Raw genomic sequence first — 19,494 nt, 5'->3', positions numbered from 1 at the left:
GTCTGGATGATGTGCTGGCGAAGGTCTACCACAGCCGTTTCCGCTTCAGAAAACGCTACTTCCGCATTGCCAAGGGATTGGCTGGGAAAGTGATAGCAATACGTCCGCACTCAGATGCCGAACATTTGTTCGATGTGTACTTCTGCCACCAACTACTTCGGACCATTGACCTGAATGACCCTGAGTGCAGTCCATAATGCGTCAACCATGTCCCCGTACATGTGTCCACCATGTCTCCGGTCCGTACAGCAGTCGCCCCAAAAGGAGCCAAAAGGGCTTGCCCCTGCATACGGGTCCCGCGTTGCGGGACTCCCCTCGCTCCATCATCGTTCCAGGGGCCCGCGCTGACGGGCCATCCATGGCCCGGCAGCGCTCTCGCGACATCCATGTCGCTCAACCCCCTCCACGATGACTCCGCTCGGCCTCCTGAAGGGGCGGCTTTCCCCGCCTCACCTTTCTCGACCAGGCATGAATCCAGAGTGCGCTCGAAAATTGTTCATCGAGCGAGAGCAGTCTGCAGGTCTGGTTCTAGAACGGCGGAACAGAACGTCGTTGAGTGCCCTTTCCAAAGACGTGTCAGGGCAACGGCACCGACGGAATCAGATACAACCCATGGTCGTTCATGCCCAGTTCATAGCGGCTGACCATTCCGGCCTGCAGGGTGATGGTCTGCGGCTCCTGCACGCCCATGCCGGCACGGCAGGGAGCGGCGTCGAGCAGGCCGAGGCGCACCGAGACCCGGCCCGGAGGCAGGTTCAGCTCCACCGACTGGCCCTGCACCAGGCGCGCAATGAGACGGTCCTGAACGTAGAGGGCCACGTCGCAGCCGGTGGCCAGCTGCATCCGCTCGCGGGAGACCACGAGCATGCCGTAGTTGAGCGGCGCTTCCGCGCGGGCCAGGCCGGGCAGGGTGAGCAGGGCCGCGAGCAACAGGGTGAGGGCTTTCATGACAGGGCTCCGGAGGGGCTGTGGAGCAAGTGTAGGTGCGCGGGGCTTGACCTTGCCACGGTGGCAAGGCGGACACTGCAGGCCGTTCATCCAGCCATCACGAGGAGTCGATCATGCAAGTGTTCAAGGTCCAGGGCATGTCCTGTGGTCATTGCGTACGCGCCGTCACCGAGGCGGTGCAGGCCCGCGACGCGGCGGCGGAGGTCCAGGTGGACCTGGGCGCCGGTGAAGTGCGGGTGGCCAGCCGTCTGGCGGCCGAGCAGATACTGGAGGCCATCCGCGAGGAGGGCTACCCGGCCGAGCTGGCCTAGCTCCCTACGCGCCCCTTCTCTGTAAGACCATCACGCCCGGCGACGCGGTCGGGCTTCGAACCCGGTGGAGGACGACAGCCGTTCCTTACTGGGTTCGACCTCCACTGCCTTCCGCCCCATTCCTTCTCTCTTTACCGTCCTGACCGGATGCAATGCGCGGATGTCGGACCAGAAGAGTTCTTCCGGGAACATTTCCGAGCCGTTGTACTGGAAGGTGAGGAAGTGCGGGGCGTCGTAGACGCCCTCCAGCGCCATCACCACGCCGACGATGCGTACGCAGATAAATCTGGGCTCCGGGGCATCGGGCCAGTCCAGCTCTATCCAGGCCGTGCGGCCAATCAGTGCGCAGGCGGCGTCAAAGGTGAAGTCGGCCATGCTCAATCTCCTATCAAGCAGTTATCCACAGCACAGCGCGGGCCTTTGGCTAGGCGGCAGCGGCTCTTCCCGTTCCAGGCGCGTTCCGTCACTATGCGGACCGATGCACTGTCTGTGTATTTTCCGGGTTCTGAATATCGGTTCAGAATTAAGGTGTAATTATTGTTCGTTCGAGCGGAGGATAACAGTTCAGACTAGGAGTTCAACTGTTGAACCCTTCTGGATTGATTGAAAAATGGAATCTATTCAGGAAAGAGCAATAGCCCTGATCTATAAGACTGGCCTCGATTATCTGGTCCGGGAGTCCGAGATCAATTACAGCCGCTGGAAGAACCTCCGCCATCGAAAGGTCCGGATGAGCACCGAGGAACTGGAGGTACTTGTGAGGCTGTACCCCCACTATGGTTTGTGGCTGGCGACCGGCAAGGTCGCCCCGGAAGTCGGGCAGACGAGCCCGGCCCATGACGACGCGCATGAGGACGCTTCCCCTCCCCAGCCGTGATGGCGCCAGGCAGAGGCGGTGGGGGCCTCTCCACAGCACAAGAGAGGCCTTCGGCGAGGCAGACATGGAGTCAATCAGGAAAAGAGCCAGGGCACTGATCGCTATGGCAGGCATGGACCGGCTGGTGAAAGAAAGCGACATCGGCTTTCAGCGCTGGCACAGCGTCAGGTTCAAGGAGATCCGTATGAGCACGGAAGAACTCGAAGTCTTGCAGCGCATGTACCCGCAGTATCGGCTTTGGCTGATCTGCGGAGAGGTCGCACCTGAGATTGGGCAGATGAGCCCGGCCCATGATGGAACGCTTTCGGTCCCATCCTCTGATAAATAATTCATCAACTGTCAGGGCTTCTGGGAATGATTGAGGAGCGTCTTAGAACGCTTGTCCGCCACATCGGTGCGACTCGACTTGCCGATACGACCGCTATCAAGGAGCGCCAGCGTTGGCAGACGGTTGCCACAAACCGAAAGGTGAAGGCGCGTGTTGAGGATCTGGAGGAGGTGCTGAAGGCATTCCCCCACTACGAGCTGTGGCTTCTGAAGGGGGATGTGGACCCGGCCAAGGGGCAGGTATCGCCCGAACTCGATGGAACTCGACCGGGCGTGAAAGAGCTCCCTTCGCCAAATTAGTGCCCCAGGTTCGTTTGGCAACATGGACGAAATCAGAAACAGAGCGCTCTACCTCCTCCGCCTGGCCGGGCCGAAGAGGCTCAGCCAGCTAGGCGAGACCAACCACGAGCGCTGGAAGAACATCAGCAAGGGCGCCATCCGCATGGGCACGGAGGAACTGGCCGTGCTGGTGCGCCTGTATCCGCACTACGCGTTCTGGCTGATCAGCGGCGAAACGGTGCCTGAAGCCGGGCAGACGAGCCCGCTGGAGGCATCCTCCCCCCAGCCGTGACGGCGCTAGGACGCGCTGCGCAGCACCTCATCCCAGTCACGGATCAGCCCGCGGAACACCGCGTCCAGCAGCGGCGCGGTGTCCTGCTGCGGGTCGAACAGGGAGATGTCGCGGGTCCAGTCGGTGAACAGGCCGAGGATCTGCGCATGCAGCCCGCGCGAGGCCAGGCGCGGGGTGAGCCCCGGGTGCAGGCGTTCGACGCAGCCGGGCAGGGCGAACAGTGCCTCGCACAGGTCGATGAACTGGTTGACGAAGGCGTTGTGGCGGTCCTCCGCCTCGCGCAGTTCCTCGGTGAACTCGCAGCGGTGCAGGAGGATGGTGAAGATGCGCTTGCGCTGGGCGTCCACCGCCAGTGAGGTGATCGCCTCGATGGACAGGTTGCGCAGCGACAGCAGCGCGTCGCGGCCGCTGTAGCCGCAGAGGCGTTCGGTCATCTGCTCCGGGGGCAGGCGCACCTGGTTGAGCATCTCGTGGAACAGGTGGGCCTTGTTCTGGAAGTGCCAGTAGACAGCGCCCCGGGTCACGCCCGCAGCCCGGGCGATCTGTTCCAGGGAGGTATGGGCCACGCCGTTCTCGAGGAACAGCAGCTCGGCGGCGGCCAGGATGTCGGCGCGGGTTTTCTCCGCTTCTTCTTTGGTTCTGCGCATAGCAGTCAGGTGAATAGTGTCTAGGCTTCTTCTCGGGAGTCGGATTCTAGCGACATTGCTGCCGCCCCGGCGCTTCGGCTTCCCCTCTTTTCGTCCTCTCAATCGAAATGCCATTCCACCCGTCCTGGCAGGAATGGCCGTGGAGAATCGCCATGCCGCTCGCTCGCCGCCTGCCCTTGCGCCACGCCCTGCCGGTCGTCGCCTGCCTGCTGTCCGGCCCCCTGGCCGCAGCGGACGCTCCCGCCGGAGGTGGCGCACCGGCGCCCGAGGTGCTGGTGGAGACGGTGCGCGAGGGGCCCCTGCCGCTGGTGCTGGAGTACGCCGGGCGTACCGCCGGCTACCGCGAGGTGGAGGTGCGCGCGCAGGTCAGCGGCATCCTCCAGGAGCGCACCTACCAGGAGGGCGCGCGGGTGCAGAAGGGCCAGGTGCTGTTCCGCATCGACCCGCGCACCTACCAGGCCGCCCTGGGCAGCGCCAAGGGCGCGCTGGCCCAGGAGCAGGCGCGCTACCGGCAGACCGAGCGCGACCTCCGGCGCGTGCGCGAGCTGCAGAAGAAAGGCTTCGCCAGCGAGAGCGAGCTGGACAACGCCATCTCCAACTTCGAGCAGAGCAAGGCCAACGTGCAGGCCGCCGAGGCCAACGTCCAGGCCAAGCAGATCGACCTCGACTACACCACGGTGAAGGCGCCCATCAGCGGCATCACCAGCAAGGAGACCCGCTCCGAGGGCAGCCTGGTGGTGGCCGGCGACCCCAACTCCAGCCTGCTGACCCAGCTCACCCAGCTGGACCCGCTGTACGTCAACTTCGGCTACCCCGACACCGAGGCCGAGCGCCTGCGCGAGGGCGTGCAGAGCGGCCGCCTGACCCTGCCGGCCGACGGCAAGCTGACCGCCGTGCTGAAGTTCGGCGACAGCTCCACCTACCCGCTGGAGGGCCGGGTGGACTTCACCGACAGCTTCGTCAACACCGGCACCGGCACCGTCAGCGCCCGCGCGGTGGTGCCCAACCCCGAGCAGAAGCTGCTGCCGGGCCAGTTCGTGCGGGTGCTGATCAAGGGCATCACCCGCCCCGGCACTATCACCGTGCCGGAGCGCGCGCTGTCCCAGGGGCCGCGCGGCACCTTCGTGTTCGTGGTGGACAAGGACGGCGTGGCGCGCATGCGCGAGGTGAAGACCGGCGACACCACCGAGGGCCGCTGGGTGATCCTCTCCGGCGTCTCCGCCGGGGACCGGGTGATCGTCGAGGGCCTGCCCCGGGTGCGCCCGGACGCGCCGGTGAAGGCGGTGGAAGCCCCCGCCGACGGCACCCCGCCGAAGCAGTCCTGAGGAGGGCGCGCCGTGATCTCGCGATTCTTCATCGACCGGCCGGTGTTCGCCGCGGTCATCTCCATCGTCATCATGCTCGGCGGCCTGGCCGCCATGCGCGCGCTGCCCATCGCCCAGTACCCGGAGATCCTCCCGCCGCAGGTCTCGGTGACCGCCAGCTACCCCGGTGCCAGCTCCCAGGTGATCGCCGAGACGGTGGCGGCGCCGCTGGAGCAGGGCATCAACGGCGTGCAGGGGATGATCTACCAGCTGTCCAACTCCGACAGCAACGGCGCCATGAGCCTGACCGTGTACTTCCAGGTGGGCACCGACCCGGACCAGGCCACCATCGACGTCAACAACAAGGTCCAGGCGGCGCTGGCGAAGCTGCCCGAGGAGGTGCGCCGGCAGGGCGTGAAGGTGGAGAAGAAGTCCTCCGACATCCTCCAGGTGGTGACGCTGTTCTCCCCGGACAATTCCCGCGACCCGATCTACATCAGCAACTACGCGCTGATCAACGTGATCGACGAGCTCAAGCGCATCCCCGGCGTCGGTGATGCCAGCCAGTTCGGCTCGAAGAACTACTCCATGCGCATCTGGCTGCGGCCGGACAAGCTGGCCCAGTACAACCTGACGCCCACCGACGTGGTCAAGGCGATCCAGGAGCAGAACTCCCAGTTCGCCGCCGGCAGCTTCGGCAAGCAGCCGCTCAACCAGCCCCAGGACTTCACCTACACCGTCACCACCCAGGGCCGCTTCACCGACCCGAAGGAGTTCGAGAGCGTCATCCTGCGCACCGACGCCACCGGCGCCAGCCTGCTGCTCAAGGACGTGGCGCGGGTCGAGCTGGGGGCCCAGGACTACTCGCTGATGACCTCGCTGAACGGCCAGCAGAACGCCGCCTTCGGCATCTACCTGCAGCCCGGCGCCAACGCCCTGGACACCGCCGAGGCGGTGCGCCAGACCATGGACCGCCTGGCCAAGCGCTTCCCCCAGGGCATCGACTACAAGATCCCCTACGACACCACCAAGTTCGTCAAGGTCTCCATCGAGGAGGTGATCCACACTTTCGTCGAGGCCCTGGTGCTGGTGATGCTGGTGGTCTACCTGTTCCTGCAGAACTGGCGCGCCACGCTGATCCCGGTGCTGGCCATCCCGGTGTCGCTGATCGGCACCTTCGCCGGCATGTACCTGCTGGGCTTTTCCATCAACCTGCTGACGCTGTTCGGCATGGTGCTGGCCATCGGCATCGTGGTGGACGACGCCATCGTGGTGCTGGAGAACGTCGAGCGGGTGATGCGCACCGAGAAGCTCGGCCCGCGCGAGGCGGCGATCAAGGCCATGGAGGAGGTGACCGGGCCGATCATCGCCATCGTGCTGGTGCTCTGCGCGGTGTTCGTCCCGGTGGGTTTCCTCGGCGGCCTGGCGGGGCAGATGTACAAGCAGTTCGCGATCACCATCGCGGTGTCGGTGGTGATCTCCGGCATCGTCGCGCTGACCCTCTCGCCGGCGCTCTGCGCCCTGCTGCTCAAGCCCACCCATGAGGAGCCGGCGGCGCCGTTCCGCTGGTTCAACCGGGCCTTCGACCGTGCCACCGACGGCTACGCCGCCGGGGTGCGCTTCTTCCTCAAGCGCGCCGCCGTGGGCCTGCTGCTGTTCGGCGGGATGATCGCGCTGATGGTCATGCTGTTCGGCCGGGTGCCCGGCTCCCTGGTACCCGACGAGGACCAGGGCTACGTGATCAACGCCTACTTCCTGCCGCCGGCCGCCTCCCTCACCCGTACCGAGGAAGTCACCAGCGCCGTCACCGAGCAGCTGATGAAGCACCCGGCGGTGCAGGACGTGGTCACCTTCGCCGGCTTCGACGTGCTCACCTTCGGCACCCGCAGCAACGCCGGGGTGTCGTTCATCCCGCTGAAGGACTGGAAGGAGCGCACCACCGCGGACCTCGACGCGCGCAACCTGCCGCGCGCCTTCATGGCCATGGGCGCCGGGCAGAAGGACGGCGTGGTGATGACCTTCAACCCGCCGCCGATCACCGGCATGAGCACCACCGGCGGCTTCGAGGCCTACCTGCAGGACCGCTCCGGCGGCTCCATCGCACAGCTGCAGGCGATCGTCGGCAAGTTCGTCGCCGCCGCCGCCAAGCGACCCGAGCTGGCCGGCGTGAGCACCACCTTCAACGCCAACGTGCCGCAGTACTTCCTCGACCTGGACCGCACCAAGGCCCGCGCCCTGGGGGTGGCGGTGAACGATGTGTTCACGGCCATGCAGTCCACCTTCGGCAGCTACTACGTCAACGACTTCACCCTCTACGGGCGCACCTGGCAGGTGAGCCTGCAGGCCGAGGCGGACTTCCGTCGCAAGCCCGAGGACCTCAGCCAGGTGTACGTGCGCTCCGCCTCCGGCGACCTGGTGCCGCTGTCGTCCCTGGTGCGGGTGCAGCGCATCCTCGGGCCGGACTCCTACGCGCGCTTCAACGTCTACCCGGCAGCCAAGATCCTCGGCGGCCCGGCGCCGGGCTACAGCTCGGGGCAGGCGCTGGCGGCCATGCAGGCGGTGGCGGACGAGGTGCTGGGCGAGGACTACAGCCTGGGCTGGGTCGGCTCGGCCTACCAGGAGCTGGCCACCCAGGGCTCGGGGGGCACCGCCTTCCTGTTCGGGCTGATCATCGTGTTCCTCATCCTCGCCGCCCAGTACGAGCGCTGGACGCTGCCCATCGCGGTGGTCACCGCCGTGCCCTTCGCGGTGTTCGGCGCCATCCTCGCGGTGTGGCTGCGCGGATTGTCCAACGACGTGTACTTCCAGGTGGGGCTGGTGACGCTGATCGGCCTGGCGGCGAAGAACGCGATCCTCATCATCGAGTTCGCCGTGCTCTGCCGCGAGCAGGGCATGGGAATCTTCGAGTCGTCCCTGGAGGCGGCGCGCCTGCGCTTCCGGCCCATCGTGATGACCTCCCTGGCCTTCATCCTCGGCTGCGTGCCGCTGGCGATCAGCAGCGGTGCGGGTTCGGCGAGCCGACATTCCATCGGCACCGGGGTGATTGGCGGTATGCTAGCGGCCACGTTGCTGGCAACCTTCCTCATCCCGATGTTCTACCTGCTGGTGGAATCCGCTGCCGACAGGTTGGGGCGCAAGAAGAAGGCACCGGCCGCCGAGTGACGTCCGGCGCCCACCGGACATCGAACCGCACGCCCGCTCCACGGTCTCTTTTGCAGTCAACGGCGCCGCCCTCGGGGCGGCGCCCTGTTTTCAGGTGATCCATGAATTTCCGCATCCTGCTGATCCTGGGGGCGCTGAGTGCCTTCGGCCCCATGGCGATCGATTTTTACCTGCCCAGCTTCCCGGCCCTGGCCAAGGCGTTCGCGACCGACGTCGAGCACGTCCAGCTGAGCCTGGCGGCCTACTTCGTCGGCCTGGCCATCGGCCAACTGCTCTACGGCCCCATCGCCGACCGCTTCGGCCGGCGCCCGCCGCTGCTGGCGGGGGTGACGCTGTTCACCCTGGCCTCGGTGGCCTGCGCCCTGGCGCCGAGCCTGGAGTGGCTGATCACCGCGCGCTTCATCCAGGCCCTGGGCGGCTGTGCGGGGATGGTGGTGTCGCGGGCGGTGGTGCGTGACCTGTGCGACCCGGTGTCCTCGGCCAAGGTGTTCTCCCAGCTGATGCTGGTGATGGGGCTGGCACCGATCCTCGCGCCCCTGGGCGGCGGGCTGCTGTTGGAGAGTTTCGGCTGGCCGTCGATCTTCTATGCGTTGACCCTGTTCAGCGCGCTGGTGCTGGCCGGGGTCTGCGCCTGGCTGCCGGAAACCCTCACCCACGGTGACGAGCGCCCGCCGTTGCGCGGTGCCCTGGGGCAGTATCGGCGCCTGCTGGGGGACGGGGTGTTCATCGGCTATGCGCTGTCCGGTGGGCTGGCCATGGCCGGCATGTTCGCCTACATCGCCGGTTCGCCCTTCGTCTTCATCCAGCTCTATGGCGTGCCGGCCGAGCACTACGGCTGGCTGTTCGGCAGCAACGCGCTGGGCTTCATCCTCGCGGCTCAGGTCAACGCCTGGCTGATGCGCTTCCACGGCCCGGCCTACTGGCTGCGGCGCATGGTCTGGGTGCTGCTGGGCTTCGCCGTGGCGATGCTGGTGGTGGCCCATGCCCACACCGAGGCGCTGTGGCCGCTGCTGGTGCCGCTGTTCTGCGCCACCGCCTGCCTGGGCTGCATCATCCCCAACGCGTCGGCCTCGGCCATGGCCGGCCAGGGTCGCCACGCCGGCAGCGCCTCGGCGCTGATGGGCAGCCTGCAGTTCAGCGTCGCCGCCGGTGCCGCGGCCCTGGTGGGCGTGCTGCACGACGGCACGGCGGTGCCCATGGCGACCGTCATCGCGCTCTGTGCAGCGGGGGCGGTGAGCGCGTCCACCTTCACCTGGTGGCGGACGCGCGGGCAGCCTTCAGTGCTGGGCTAGCAGTCTGTCAGGGGTCAGCCGACGGCTCGTCGGGGCTGTTCGGGCAGGACGTGGGGCGCCTTGAGGCGGGCCTCCAGCACGGCGACGAAGCGTTGCGCCTCGGCCTCGGTGCGGAAGCTGACGGCGTGCTGATCGATGCACACCTGCCAGCTGGGGCCCTGGGCGGTACGGGTAGGACGGACGAGCACTTTCATGGTGGTCACCTCCCTGGTTCGAAAAATTCGAGCACCCAGTGTAGAGCGCGGAGATGGCCCGGAAATGACATCGGTCAATGGCCCGACTGGCGGTCGGGCCATTGCCCATCGAGGCGACCGACGGGCACCCCGGTGACAGGGTGCCCGGCGCGGCCTCAGAAGCCTTCGAGCACGATCTTGCCCTTGGCCTTGCCGCTCTCCAGCAGGGCGTGGGCGCGCTTGAGGTTGGCCGCCTCGATGCGCCCGTAGTGCTCGCCGAAGGTGGTCTTCAGCACGCCCTGGTCGATCAGCTCGCTGACGCGGTTCAGCAGCTTGTGCTGCTCGATCATGTCGGCGGTCTCGAACATCGAGCGGGTGTACATGAACTCCCAGTGCAGCGAGATGCTCTTGCGCTTGAGCTTGAGCACGTCGAGGCCGGCCGGGTCGTCGATCAGCGCCAGCTTGCCCTGGGGCGCCAGGGCTTCCACCAGTTGCTCCAGGTGCTGGTCGGTCTGGGTCAGGCTGGCGACGTGGGTGACGCTGTCGAGGCCGATGCGCTTGAGTTCGGCCGCCAGCGGCTGGCTGTGGTCGATGACGTGGTGGGCGCCCAGCTCGCGGACCCACGCCTGGGTTTCCGGGCGCGAGGCGGTGCCGATCACCGTCAGCCCGGTGAGCCGGCGGGCCAGCTGCACGAGGATGGAGCCAACGCCACCGGCCGCGCCGACCACCAGCAGGCTCTGGCCCTGGTCAGCCTGGCCCTCGGCGATGCCGAGGCGGTCGAACAGCAGCTCCCAGGCGGTGATGGCGGTCAGCGGCAGGGCGGCGGACTTGGCGAAGTCCAGGCTCTGCGGGCGTTTGCCGACGATGCGCTCGTCCACCAGGTGCAGCTCGGCGTTGCCGCCGGGGCGGGTCAGGGCGCCGGCGTAGAACACCTCGTCACCGGGCTGGAACAGGCTGACGTCACCGCCCACCGCCTTCACCACGCCGGAGACGTCCCAGCCCAGTACGCGGGGCTGGCCGTTCTCGGGGGCGGCGTTGCGGCGGATCTTGGTGTCCACCGGGTTCACCGAAATGGCGCGGACTTCCACCAGCAGGTCGCGCGGACCCGGGGTCGGCTCGGGCAGGTCGATGTCCTGCAGGGCGTCGGGGTGGTCGATGGGCAGGTTCTGGAAATAGGCAACGGCTTTCATCGGGGGCTCCTGGGTTCAGGCGAGGTGTTCGAGGAGGGTGAGGGTGACGCCCTTGAGGCGGCTGCCGTGGGCATCGCCGAAGTGGCGGTAGTGGGCGGTGGCCTGGTGCGCAGCGAGTGCGGCGTCGTCGCGCCAGGTCTCCAGCATGACGAAGCGCAGGGCGTCGGCGCGGTCCCGGTGCAGGTCGTACTGCAGGCAACCGGGTTCGCTGCGGCTGGCGGCGACCAGCTCACGCAGCGCGGCTTCCACGGCCTCGGCCTGGCCGGGTTGGGCGTCGATGTGGGCGATCAGGTGCAGGGGCGAGGTCATGGTGGCTCTCCGGGAACGATGGCGCATAGGTTGGGCTATTTCGCGGCGTGGAGAAATCCGCTAGAAGGCGACAGTCTTTCAAAGGAATTTTGAAAATGCTGCGCCTCGACGACCTCAGCCTGTTCGTCTGCACTGCCGACCGGGGCAGCCTCTCCGCTGCGGCCCGCGAGCTGGACATCTCCCCGGCCGTGGCCAGCGCCGCCCTGAAGCGCCTGGAGGCCAAGCTGGAGACGCGCCTGCTGATCCGCTCCACCCGCAGCCTGCGCCTGACCCCGGAGGGCGAGCAGTTCCTGGTCCACGCCCGCGAGGCGCTGCGCAGCCTGGAGGAGGGGCGGCGGCAGCTGGCCGGCGGCCGCGAGGGCATCAGCGGCACCCTGCAGCTGTCGGCACCCTCGGACTTCGGCCGCAACGTGCTGCTGCCCTGGCTCGACGCCTTCCAGGCCGAGCACCCGCGCCTGGCCCTGCGGCTGTACCTGAGCGACCGCACTGCCGACCTGTTCCGCCAGCCGGTGGACATCGCCCTGCGCTACGGCGAGCCGGAGGACTCCAGCCTCGTCGCGCTGCCCATCGCCCCGGACAACCGCCGGGTACTCTGCGCCGCCCCCGAATACTTCGCCCGCCACGGCCGCCCGGCCCAGCCCGAGGACCTGGCCGGGCACACCTGCCTGCTCTACCTGCTGGGCGGCCGTGCCCATGACCGCTGGAGCTTCGAGGACGGGCGCCGCACCCACCTGGTCAGCGTGGCGGGCGACCGCCTCTGCGACGACGCCGACGTGGTGCGTCGCTGGGCCGTGGCCGGGCGCGGGCTGACCTACAAGTCCTGGCTGGACGTGGCCGGCGATGTGGCCGCCGGGCGCCTGCAACTGGCCCTGGAGCGCTACCGGGGCGAGCCCACGCCGCTGAACCTGGTGTGCGCCCACCGCGACCAGCTGGGCAAGCCGGTGAAGCTGCTGCGGGAGTTCCTCCGCGAGCGCTGCGACGAGCTGCTGCGCCGCGCGCCCTGGACGCGCTGACGGAAAGCGCGCCCGCAGGGTTGCTCATGGCCCGGCTTCGGCTATCGTGGGCGCCTGTAGGGCTCTTCCAGGCGTGGCTTGCCGGCTGAAACACAGGCTCGTGCGCGAGTCCGATCAACATGCTCATCGACACCGCGTAAACTGCACTCTTTCGCTTGTTTGATCTTGCGCTGACCGGCTCGCCTACCTTTTCAAAGGCGCCCTGCAGCGCCGCGACTGCACCCAGGGAGACCTCCTTGCTGCCCCCCGATCCCCGTCCGCCCTCGCGAGGTTTCCCGCTCGACCTGACGCCACCCCGGCTCGGCCTCCACCTGCTGGTGCTCTTCGTCGGCTACCTGCTGCTCGCCCTCGGGGCGGCGTGGCTGTCCCGCCAGCCGGGCACCATCTCCACCCTGTGGTACGCCAACGCCTTCGGCATCGCCTTCCTGTGGAACCAGTCGCCGCGCCGCTGGCCCGTCCTGCTGGGGGTGATGGCGGGCGCCAACGTGCTGGCCGGCAGCCTGATCGGCGACACGCCGCAGATGTCCGCCTGCTTCGTCCCCGCCAACCTGCTGGAGATGAGCCTGGCCGCCTGGCTGCTGCGGCGCACCGGGGTGGCGGTGTACATGGACCGCAGCCCCCTGGCGTTCCTGCGCTTCATCCTGCTCGGCGTGCTGGTGCCGCCGCTGTTCAGCGCACCGCTGGCGGCCGGCCTGCTGCAATGGGCCGATTACGGCAGCTTCTGGCGCACGGCGCTGTCGTGGTTCGAGGGGGCGGTGCTCGGCACCGTGTCGATCCTGCCGTTGATGGTGCAGGTGCAGCTCCACGGCCTGCGCTCCCTGGATATCCGCCGCCGCCCCCGCGAATTCGGCCTCTACTCCCTGGCGGTGCTGGTGATGACACCGGTGACGCTGCTCTACGTGCCGTTCCCCTTCGTCTACCTGTCCCTGCCGCTGCTGCTGGCGGCGGCGCGCCTGAGCTTCGGTGGCACCGCGCTGCTGGTGGGCTGCATGTCGCTGCTGGGCGGGCTGGTGATCGCCGCCGGCGAGCTGGATACGCCGCGGATCGACGGCATGGTCCGCGAGCTGGCGATCTACCTGCCGTTGCTGCTGTCGCTGTTGCCGCCACTGCTACTGGCGGCGGCGGTGGAGCAGGGCCGGCGGCGCCGCCGTGACCTGGCGGCCAGCGAGGCGCGCTTCCGCTCGGCCATGGACGAGTCCGCCATCGGCATGGCCCTGGTGGACCTGGACGGCCGCTGGCAGGGGATCAACCGTGCCTTGTGCGAGATGCTCGACTACAACCGGGACGACCTGCTGCGGCTGTCGTTCCGGGAGATTTCCCACCCCGATGACCTGCCCCGGGACCTGGCGCTGCTGGATGAGCTGCTGGCCGGGCAGCGCACCAGCTACCGCCTGGAGAAGCGCTACCTGCGCCGCGACGGCCGCGAAGTCTGGGCGCTGCTGGCGGTGTCGCTGGTGCGCGACGACGAAGGGCGGCCGCAATACTTCATCGCCCAGATCGAAGACATCGACCGCCGCAAGCGTGCCGAAGCCCGCGAGGCCGACCTGCTGCGGCGCTATTCCCTGGCCACCGAAAGCAGTGGCGTGGGCGTGTGGGAGTGGTACCTGGCCAGCGACCGCATCATGTGGGACGACAGCCTGTTCCGCCTCTACGGCCTGGCGCCCCGGCCCGGCGCGGTCAGCTACGGCGACTGGGCGCGCTACCTGCACCCGGCGGATGCCCCCGGCGTCCACTGCCAGCTGCAGCAGGTGCGCCAGGGCCAGGAGCAGGCGGACATCGAATTCCGCGTCATCCACCCGGACGGCCAGGTGCGCGTGCTGCGTGCCCTCGGCAGCCTGGTGCGTGACGCCTCGGGCGAGCCGGAACGGATGGTCGGCACCGCCTGGGACGTGACCGAGCTGCGCCAGCTGGCCGAGCGCCTGCGGGACGAGCGCGAGCGCCTGCAGGTGACCCTGAACTCCATCGGCGACGGGGTGGTGACCACCGACCTGCAGGGCCGGGTCAACTTCCTCAACCCGGTGGCGGTGCGCCTCAGCGGCTGGAGCAACGAGCGTGCCCTGGGCCAGCCCATCGAGACGGTGCTGCCCCTGGAGGGTGAGCATGGCGAGGTGCTGGAGAACCCGGTGCGGCAGTGCCTGGAGCAGGGCACCCACGCCAGCATTCCCGGCCTTTCCTCCCTGCGTCACCCGGCCGGCGGCCTGGTGGCGGTGCGCGGCCAGGCCGCGCCGATCCGCAGTGGCCAGGGCGAGCTGCTGGGCAGCGTGCTGGTGTTCACCGACGTCAGCGAGGCGCGGGCGATGCAGAAGCACCTGCGATACGCCGCCACCCACGACGCCCTCACCGCGCTGCTCAACCGCTCCGCCTTCGAGAGCGCCCTGGCCGAGAGCTGCCACGACGCCGAGCAGAACGACCGCCACAGCGTGCTCTGCTTCATCGACCTGGACCGCTTCAAGCATGTCAACGACACCGCCGGGCATGCCGCCGGCGATGAGATGCTGCGGCGCATCGCCCGGCTGATGCAGTCCCTGGTGCGCAGCGGCGATGTGCTGGCGCGACTGGGTGGCGACGAGTTCGCGCTGATCCTGCGCAACTGCCCGCTGGATCGCGCCCAGTTGCTGGGCAACCGGCTGATCGAGGGCATCACCCAGATGCCCTTCGAGTGGGAGGACCAGCCCTTCAGCGTCGGCGCCAGCCTGGGCCTGTCGCGCATCCGGTCAGGCAACAGCGATCCCGAGCAGCTGCTGCGCCAGGCCGACGCGGCCTGCTACCAGGCCAAGCGCTCGGGGCGCGGCTGCCTGGCGATCCACGCGGGGTCCTCGGCGGGGGCCTGAGGCCGTCGCGAAACGCTACAAGGGTTTCGCGCCTGGCAGCCACGGCGGCCGTGGCCTATACCTGCTGGACCCAAACCGAACCTCGAGGACATTCCCATGCGCACGTTGCTGCTCTGCCTGGCCTTCGCCAGCCCCCTGGCCATCGCCGGGCCCCAGTGCACCACCGCCGACAAGGCCCAGTGGCAGGACCAGACCAAGTTCCAGGAGGCCCTCAAGGCCCAGGGCTACGAGATCAAGAAGTTCAAGGTCACCGATGGCAACTGCTACGAGATCTATGGCTGGGACAAGGACAAGCGCAAGGTCGAGATCTATTACGACCCGGTCTCCGGCAAGGCCGTGAAGGAAGAGATCGACGACTGACATGAGCGACACCCGCATCCGCCTCTGGGACCCGCTGGTACGCATCGGCCACTGGACCCTGGTCACCGCCTTCGTGGCCAACTACTTCTTCACAGAGGCGGGCGAGGACTGGCACCGCTGGCTCGGCTACAGCGCCCTGGTGGCGGTGCTGGTGCGCCTGGTGTGGGGCTTCGTCGGCCCCACGCCGGCACGCTGGTCGGACTTCTGGCCCTGGCCCTCGCGGCTGGCCGAGCACGCCCGCGCGTTGGTCAGCGGGCGTCCCTACCACCGCCTGGGGCACTCGCCCATCGGCGCGCTGGTGATGGTGCTCATGCTGCTGCTGATGTTCGGCCTGGGCGTGAGCGGCTTCCTGATGGAGGAGGTGGACTACTTCTGGGGCGAGGACCTGCCCAAGGAGATCCACGAACTCATGGCCAACACCCTGGCCGGCCTGGTCTGCGTGCACCTGTTGGCGGCGGTGGTGGAAAGCGTGCGGCTGCGGGAGAACCTGCCGCTGTCGATGATCACCGGCCGCCGCCGCGCGCCCCACGACTGACGCCCGCCAGGTCGGCGACGGGCCCCCGCAGGTCGCATCCAGCCAATCGCCGCGCCGACCCTCCCTCCCATACTCGTGGCGGACACCGCACCGAGCCGCGAGGGACACCGCATGCACGCACCCGGATACACCGCCGCCGAGCGCCTGGAGCGCTTGCCCATCAGCGGTTACCACCGCCTCATCTTCCTGATCATCGCCCTGGCGTTCTTCTTCGACTCCATGGACCTGGCGATGATGACCTTCCTGCTCGGCTCGATCCGCACCGAGTTCGGCCTCAGCAGCGCCCAGGCCGGGATGCTCGCCAGCGCCAGCTTCGTCGGCATGGTGGTGGGGGCCTCGCTGTCGGGGATGCTCGCCGACCGCTTCGGCCGCAAGCCGGTGTTCCAGGGCAGCATCGTGCTCTGGGGGCTGGCCAGCTACCTGTGTTCCACCGCCCAGGACGTGGAGAGCCTGACGCTGTTCCGCATCCTCCTGGGGATCGGCATGGGCATGGAGTTCCCCATCGCCCAGTCGCTGCTCTCGGAGATGATCCCGGCCTCGCGGCGGGGTCGCTACATCGCCCTCATGGACGGCTTCTGGCCGCTGGGGTTCGTCAGCGCCGGGGTGCTCTCCTACCTGCTGCTGGAGCGCATCGGCTGGCGCGACATCTTCCTGGTACTGGCCTTGCCGGCGGTGTTCGTGCTGGTGATCCGCTTCTTCATCCCCGAATCACCCCGCTGGCTGGAGCAGGTGGGCCGGCTCAAGGACGCCGACCGCGTGTTGCGCGACATCGAGCGGCGGGTGGCCGCTTCCCTGGGCCTGGCGCAGTTGCCCGAGCCCGCGCGGCTGCCGCGCCAGGCGGCGCGGGCGCCGAGCCTGTTCGCGGCCTTCGGCGAGTTGTGGTCGCCGCGCTTCCGCCACCGCACGCTGATGATCTGGAGCCTGTGGTTCCTCGCCCTGCTGGGCTTCTACGGCCTCACCTCCTGGCTCAGCGCCTTGCTGCAGCAATCGGGGTTCGCGGTGACCCAGTCGGTCTACTACACGGTGCTGATCTCCCTCGGCGGCATCCCCGGCTTTCTCGTCGCCGCCTGGCTGGTGGAGCGCTGGGGGCGCAAGCCCACCTGCGTGATGACGCTGCTGGGCGGCGGCGTCATGGCCTTCTGCTACGGGCAGAGCGCGGTGTTCGGCGGCAACCAGGCGCTGCTGATCGGCACCGGCCTGGCCATGCAGTTCTTCCTCTTCGGCATGTGGGCGGTGCTCTACACCTGGACCCCGGAGCTATACCCCACCTCGGCACGGGCCACCGGCTCGGGCTTCGCCTCGGCCGTGGGGCGCATCGGTTCGCTGCTGGGCCCGACCCTGGGCGGGCTGCTGATCCCGCTGGCGGGGCAGGTCGGGGTGTTCGCCCTCGGGGCGCTGTGCTTCGGCCTGGCCGCGCTGGTGGTGGCGCTGTTCGGTGTGGAGACCCGTGGGCAGACCTTGGAGGCGCTGTCCGGGGAGGGCGGCTGAGCAGACGAAGCGCCTTTTGTTGACGCGCGGGTCAAGTTAGAATGCGCGCCGCTGTGGCATAGGGCCATGGCATGGGTTCCCTCACCCCATCAGCCAAAAAGGATGACCTCCATGTCCGTCGCGTTTCCCGCGGCCTGGCGCCCTGCGCTGGCCGGCCTGATCGTTTTCCACATCCTCATCATCATCGCCAGCAACTACCTGGTGCAGCTGCCCATGACGCTGTTCGGCTGGCAGACCACCTGGGGTGCCTTCAGCTTCCCGTTCATCTTCCTCGCCACCGACCTGACGGTGCGGCTGATGGGCAAGCAGGCGGCGCGGCGGGTCATCGCCCGGGTCATGGTGCCGGCGCTGGCGGCCTCCTACGTCGTCTCGGTGCTGTTCCAGGACGCGGCGTTCCAGGGCTTCGGCGCCCTGGGCGAATTCAACCTGTTCGTCGCCCGCATCTCCCTGGCGAGCTTCCTCGCCTACGTGCTCGGGCAGGTACTGGACATCCAGGTGTTCGACCGCCTGCGCAAGATGCGCCAGTGGTGGATCGCCCCGGTGGTCTCCACCATCGCCGGCAACCTGCTGGACACCTTTACCTTCTTCTCCGTCGCCTTCTGGCAGAGCGACAACCCCTTCATGGCCGAGCACTGGGTGGAGATCGCCACCGTCGACTACGGCGTGAAGCTCAGCGTCAGCCTGCTGCTGTTCGTACCGCTGTACGGCGTGCTGCTGGCCGGCATCCTCCGCGCCATCACCCCCCGCAGCGAACGCACCGCCTGATATCCCCTGCCGGTGCATCGGTGGAGACTCACCAGAGTTTTGCCGGCGGTCCGATGGTGGGCTGAAGCCCACCCTACTGGGAGCGCTGCGTGCGCCTCAAACCCTGTGGCGACGCCCTCGTAGCCTGGGCTTCAGCCCAGGGAAGCGGTGGATCGGTGAAGCGCGATCCACCCTACGCCACGGGCAGGTCCGCAGGCTGCGGTGAACTCGGCGAACCGCATCGGTCCCGGCGCGGGAGTGTTGCCTGCGTAGGGCGGGCCGGGCGGCGTTCCGCTTCAGCCCACCGCTCTGCCATGTCCACCCGCAAGAAGGGCCGCTTCGCGGCCCTTTTCGTTCACTTCACCAGCCGTGCATCCAGGCTGTTCTGCGCCAGGCGCTGGGCCTGGTCCTGGGTCATGCCCAGGTGTTCGTGCAGGGCGAAGAAGTTCTCGGTGACGTAGCCGCCGAAGTAGGCCGGGTCGTCGGAGTTGACCGTGACCTTCACGCCGCGTTCGAGCATGTCGAGGATGTTGTGCTGGCTCATGTGGTCGAACACGCACAGCTTGGTGTTGGACAGCGGGCAGACGGTCAGCGGGATCTGCTCGTCGATGATGCGCTGCATCAGGCGCTCGTCCTCGATGGCGCGCACGCCGTGGTCGATGCGCTGGATCTTCAGCAGGTCCAGGGCTTCCCAGATGTATTCCGGCGGGCCTTCCTCGCCGGCGTGGGCGACGGTGAGGAAGCCTTCGGCGCGGGCGCGGTCGAACACGCGCTGGAACTTGCTCGGCGGGTGGCCTTGCTCGGAGCTGTCCAGGCCCACGGCGACGAAGGCGTCACGGAAGGGCAGGGCCTGGTCGAGGGTCTTCTGTGCTTCGTCCTCGGAGAGGTGGCGCAGGAAGCTGAGGATCAGCCCGGAGCTGATGCCGAGCTGCTTGCGGCCGTCGTCCAGGGCGTGGCGGATGCCGTTCAGCACCACTTCGAAGGGGATGCCGCGATCGGTGTGGGTCTGCGGGTCGAAGAAGGGCTCGGTGTGGATCACGTTCTGCGCCTTGCAGCGTTGCAGGTAGGCCCAGGTCAGGTCGTAGAAGTCCTGCTCGGTGCGCAGCACGTCGGCGCCCTGGTAGTACAGGTCGAGGAACTCCTGCAGGTTGTTGAAGGCGTAGGCGCTGCGCAGGCTCTCCACGTCGCCCCAGGGCAGGGCGACCTTGTTGCGTTCGGCCAGGGCGAACAGCAGCTCGGGCTCCAGGGAACCCTCCAGGTGCAGGTGCAGTTCGGCCTTGGGCAGGGCGTTGAGCCAGTCGTACATGGTGTTTTCTCGTGATCAGGCGGGGTTGTGGCGGGCAAGTTTAACTTCCCGGACAGGTTTTCGCCGTACCCGCGCCCGAACGCCCGGGCCGTGCGGCACGGCCCCT

General features: G+C 68.0%; 21 protein-coding genes and 1 pseudogene. 15 read left to right on the top strand and 7 right to left on the bottom strand.

Annotated elements, in window-relative coordinates; genetic code table 11:
- A pseudogene (locus SZ55_RS28750) lies at nt 1-197 on the top strand (IS481 family transposase); the annotation flags it as partial.
- Between the two features lie 379 nt (nt 198-576).
- Here SZ55_RS28750 and SZ55_RS24400 read toward each other — a convergent pair.
- Entirely contained in the window at nt 577-948 is a 372-nt protein-coding gene (locus SZ55_RS24400; RefSeq protein WP_044413027.1) for a hypothetical protein, read from the bottom strand.
- Nucleotides 949-1,061: 113 nt separating this feature from the next.
- Here SZ55_RS24400 and SZ55_RS24395 point away from each other — a divergent pair, with 113 nt between their 5' ends.
- On the top strand, nt 1,062-1,259 hold the full coding sequence (locus SZ55_RS24395; protein ID WP_044413026.1) for a heavy-metal-associated domain-containing protein: 198 nt from the start codon (nt 1,062-1,064) through the stop codon (nt 1,257-1,259).
- A gap of 30 nt (nt 1,260-1,289) precedes the next feature.
- Here SZ55_RS24395 and SZ55_RS24390 read toward each other — a convergent pair whose 3' ends face one another.
- The gene (locus SZ55_RS24390; RefSeq protein WP_052807662.1) at nt 1,290-1,634 is read right to left on the bottom strand and encodes a hypothetical protein; all 345 of its coding nucleotides are present in this window, start codon (nt 1,632-1,634) and stop codon (nt 1,290-1,292) included.
- Nucleotides 1,635-1,869: 235 nt separating this feature from the next.
- Here SZ55_RS24390 and SZ55_RS24385 point away from each other — a divergent pair, with 235 nt between their 5' ends.
- The 4 genes from SZ55_RS24385 (at nt 1,870) to SZ55_RS24370 (ending at nt 3,034) form a co-directional block, all read left to right on the top strand.
- A complete protein-coding gene (locus SZ55_RS24385; RefSeq protein WP_044413024.1) occupies nt 1,870-2,136 on the top strand; it encodes a hypothetical protein in 267 nt (88 codons plus the stop codon).
- Between the two features lie 124 nt (nt 2,137-2,260).
- Nucleotides 2,261-2,464, top strand: coding sequence for a hypothetical protein (locus SZ55_RS24380; RefSeq protein ID WP_330217338.1), 204 nt, complete (start codon nt 2,261-2,263; stop codon nt 2,462-2,464).
- Nucleotides 2,465-2,490: 26 nt separating this feature from the next.
- The gene (locus SZ55_RS27755; RefSeq protein WP_082078331.1) at nt 2,491-2,763 is read left to right on the top strand and encodes a DNA-binding protein; all 273 of its coding nucleotides are present in this window, start codon (nt 2,491-2,493) and stop codon (nt 2,761-2,763) included.
- Between the two features lie 22 nt (nt 2,764-2,785).
- Nucleotides 2,786-3,034 carry a hypothetical protein gene (locus tag SZ55_RS24370; protein ID WP_044413017.1) on the top strand — a complete coding sequence of 83 codons (249 nt, stop codon included), beginning with the start codon at nt 2,786-2,788 and terminating at the stop codon, nt 3,032-3,034.
- 5 nt (nt 3,035-3,039) lie between these two features.
- Here SZ55_RS24370 and SZ55_RS24365 read toward each other — a convergent pair whose 3' ends face one another.
- Complete coding sequence (locus SZ55_RS24365; protein WP_044413014.1) at nt 3,040-3,681, bottom strand: TetR family transcriptional regulator; 642 nt, start codon at nt 3,679-3,681, stop codon at nt 3,040-3,042.
- A 152-nt stretch (nt 3,682-3,833) separates the two neighbouring features.
- Here SZ55_RS24365 and SZ55_RS24360 point away from each other — a divergent pair, with 152 nt between their 5' ends.
- The 3 genes from SZ55_RS24360 to SZ55_RS24350 all read left to right on the top strand — a co-directional run bounded on the left by SZ55_RS24360 (nt 3,834) and on the right by SZ55_RS24350 (nt 9,439).
- Complete coding sequence (locus SZ55_RS24360) at nt 3,834-5,006, top strand: efflux RND transporter periplasmic adaptor subunit (protein WP_044413011.1); 1,173 nt, start codon at nt 3,834-3,836, stop codon at nt 5,004-5,006.
- 12 nt (nt 5,007-5,018) lie between these two features.
- Nucleotides 5,019-8,147: an efflux RND transporter permease subunit gene (locus SZ55_RS24355; RefSeq protein ID WP_044413008.1), complete on the top strand. Its 3,129-nt coding sequence runs from the start codon at nt 5,019-5,021 to the stop codon at nt 8,145-8,147.
- A 101-nt stretch (nt 8,148-8,248) separates the two neighbouring features.
- A complete protein-coding gene (locus SZ55_RS24350) occupies nt 8,249-9,439 on the top strand; it encodes a multidrug effflux MFS transporter (protein WP_044413005.1) in 1,191 nt (396 codons plus the stop codon).
- A gap of 14 nt (nt 9,440-9,453) precedes the next feature.
- Here SZ55_RS24350 and SZ55_RS24345 read toward each other — a convergent pair whose 3' ends face one another.
- The 3 genes from SZ55_RS24345 to SZ55_RS24335 form a co-directional block, all read right to left on the bottom strand.
- Nucleotides 9,454-9,633 carry a hypothetical protein gene (locus tag SZ55_RS24345; RefSeq protein WP_044413002.1) on the bottom strand — a complete coding sequence of 60 codons (180 nt, stop codon included), beginning with the start codon at nt 9,631-9,633 and terminating at the stop codon, nt 9,454-9,456.
- A gap of 155 nt (nt 9,634-9,788) precedes the next feature.
- A complete protein-coding gene (locus tag SZ55_RS24340; RefSeq protein ID WP_044413000.1) occupies nt 9,789-10,802 on the bottom strand; it encodes a zinc-binding alcohol dehydrogenase family protein in 1,014 nt (337 codons plus the stop codon).
- Nucleotides 10,803-10,817: 15 nt separating this feature from the next.
- Nucleotides 10,818-11,111, bottom strand: coding sequence for a putative quinol monooxygenase (locus SZ55_RS24335; RefSeq protein ID WP_044412996.1), 294 nt, complete (start codon nt 11,109-11,111; stop codon nt 10,818-10,820).
- Nucleotides 11,112-11,206: 95 nt separating this feature from the next.
- Here SZ55_RS24335 and SZ55_RS24330 point away from each other — a divergent pair, with 95 nt between their 5' ends.
- The 6 genes from SZ55_RS24330 (at nt 11,207) to SZ55_RS24305 (ending at nt 18,103) form a co-directional block, all read left to right on the top strand.
- The gene (locus SZ55_RS24330; RefSeq protein WP_044412993.1) at nt 11,207-12,124 is read left to right on the top strand and encodes a LysR family transcriptional regulator; all 918 of its coding nucleotides are present in this window, start codon (nt 11,207-11,209) and stop codon (nt 12,122-12,124) included.
- A gap of 236 nt (nt 12,125-12,360) precedes the next feature.
- Complete coding sequence (locus SZ55_RS24325; RefSeq protein WP_052807661.1) at nt 12,361-14,955, top strand: PAS domain S-box protein; 2,595 nt, start codon at nt 12,361-12,363, stop codon at nt 14,953-14,955.
- 96 nt (nt 14,956-15,051) lie between these two features.
- Nucleotides 15,052-15,315 carry a PepSY domain-containing protein gene (locus SZ55_RS24320; protein WP_044412992.1) on the top strand — a complete coding sequence of 88 codons (264 nt, stop codon included), beginning with the start codon at nt 15,052-15,054 and terminating at the stop codon, nt 15,313-15,315.
- Between the two features lies 1 nt (nt 15,316).
- Nucleotides 15,317-15,850, top strand: a complete 534-nt coding sequence (locus SZ55_RS24315; RefSeq protein WP_044412989.1) for a cytochrome b/b6 domain-containing protein — start codon at nt 15,317-15,319, stop codon at nt 15,848-15,850.
- Nucleotides 15,851-15,961: 111 nt separating this feature from the next.
- A complete protein-coding gene (locus SZ55_RS24310) occupies nt 15,962-17,338 on the top strand; it encodes an MFS transporter (protein ID WP_044412986.1) in 1,377 nt (458 codons plus the stop codon).
- Between the two features lie 111 nt (nt 17,339-17,449).
- Nucleotides 17,450-18,103, top strand: coding sequence for a 7-cyano-7-deazaguanine/7-aminomethyl-7-deazaguanine transporter (locus SZ55_RS24305; RefSeq protein ID WP_044412983.1), 654 nt, complete (start codon nt 17,450-17,452; stop codon nt 18,101-18,103).
- A 334-nt stretch (nt 18,104-18,437) separates the two neighbouring features.
- Here SZ55_RS24305 and SZ55_RS24300 read toward each other — a convergent pair whose 3' ends face one another.
- Nucleotides 18,438-19,388 (bottom strand): adenosine deaminase, encoded by a 951-nt coding sequence (locus tag SZ55_RS24300; RefSeq protein ID WP_044412980.1) that lies wholly within the window; start codon nt 19,386-19,388, stop codon nt 18,438-18,440.
- Nucleotides 19,389-19,494: the final 106 nt, after the last annotated feature.

Origin of the sequence: Pseudomonas sp. FeS53a (genome assembly GCF_000931385.1) — a bacterium.
Lineage (GTDB): Bacteria > Pseudomonadota > Gammaproteobacteria > Pseudomonadales > Pseudomonadaceae > Metapseudomonas > Metapseudomonas otitidis.
Note: the sequence above shows the minus strand (reverse complement) of the source record. Positions and strands in the feature narration are given on the sequence as shown.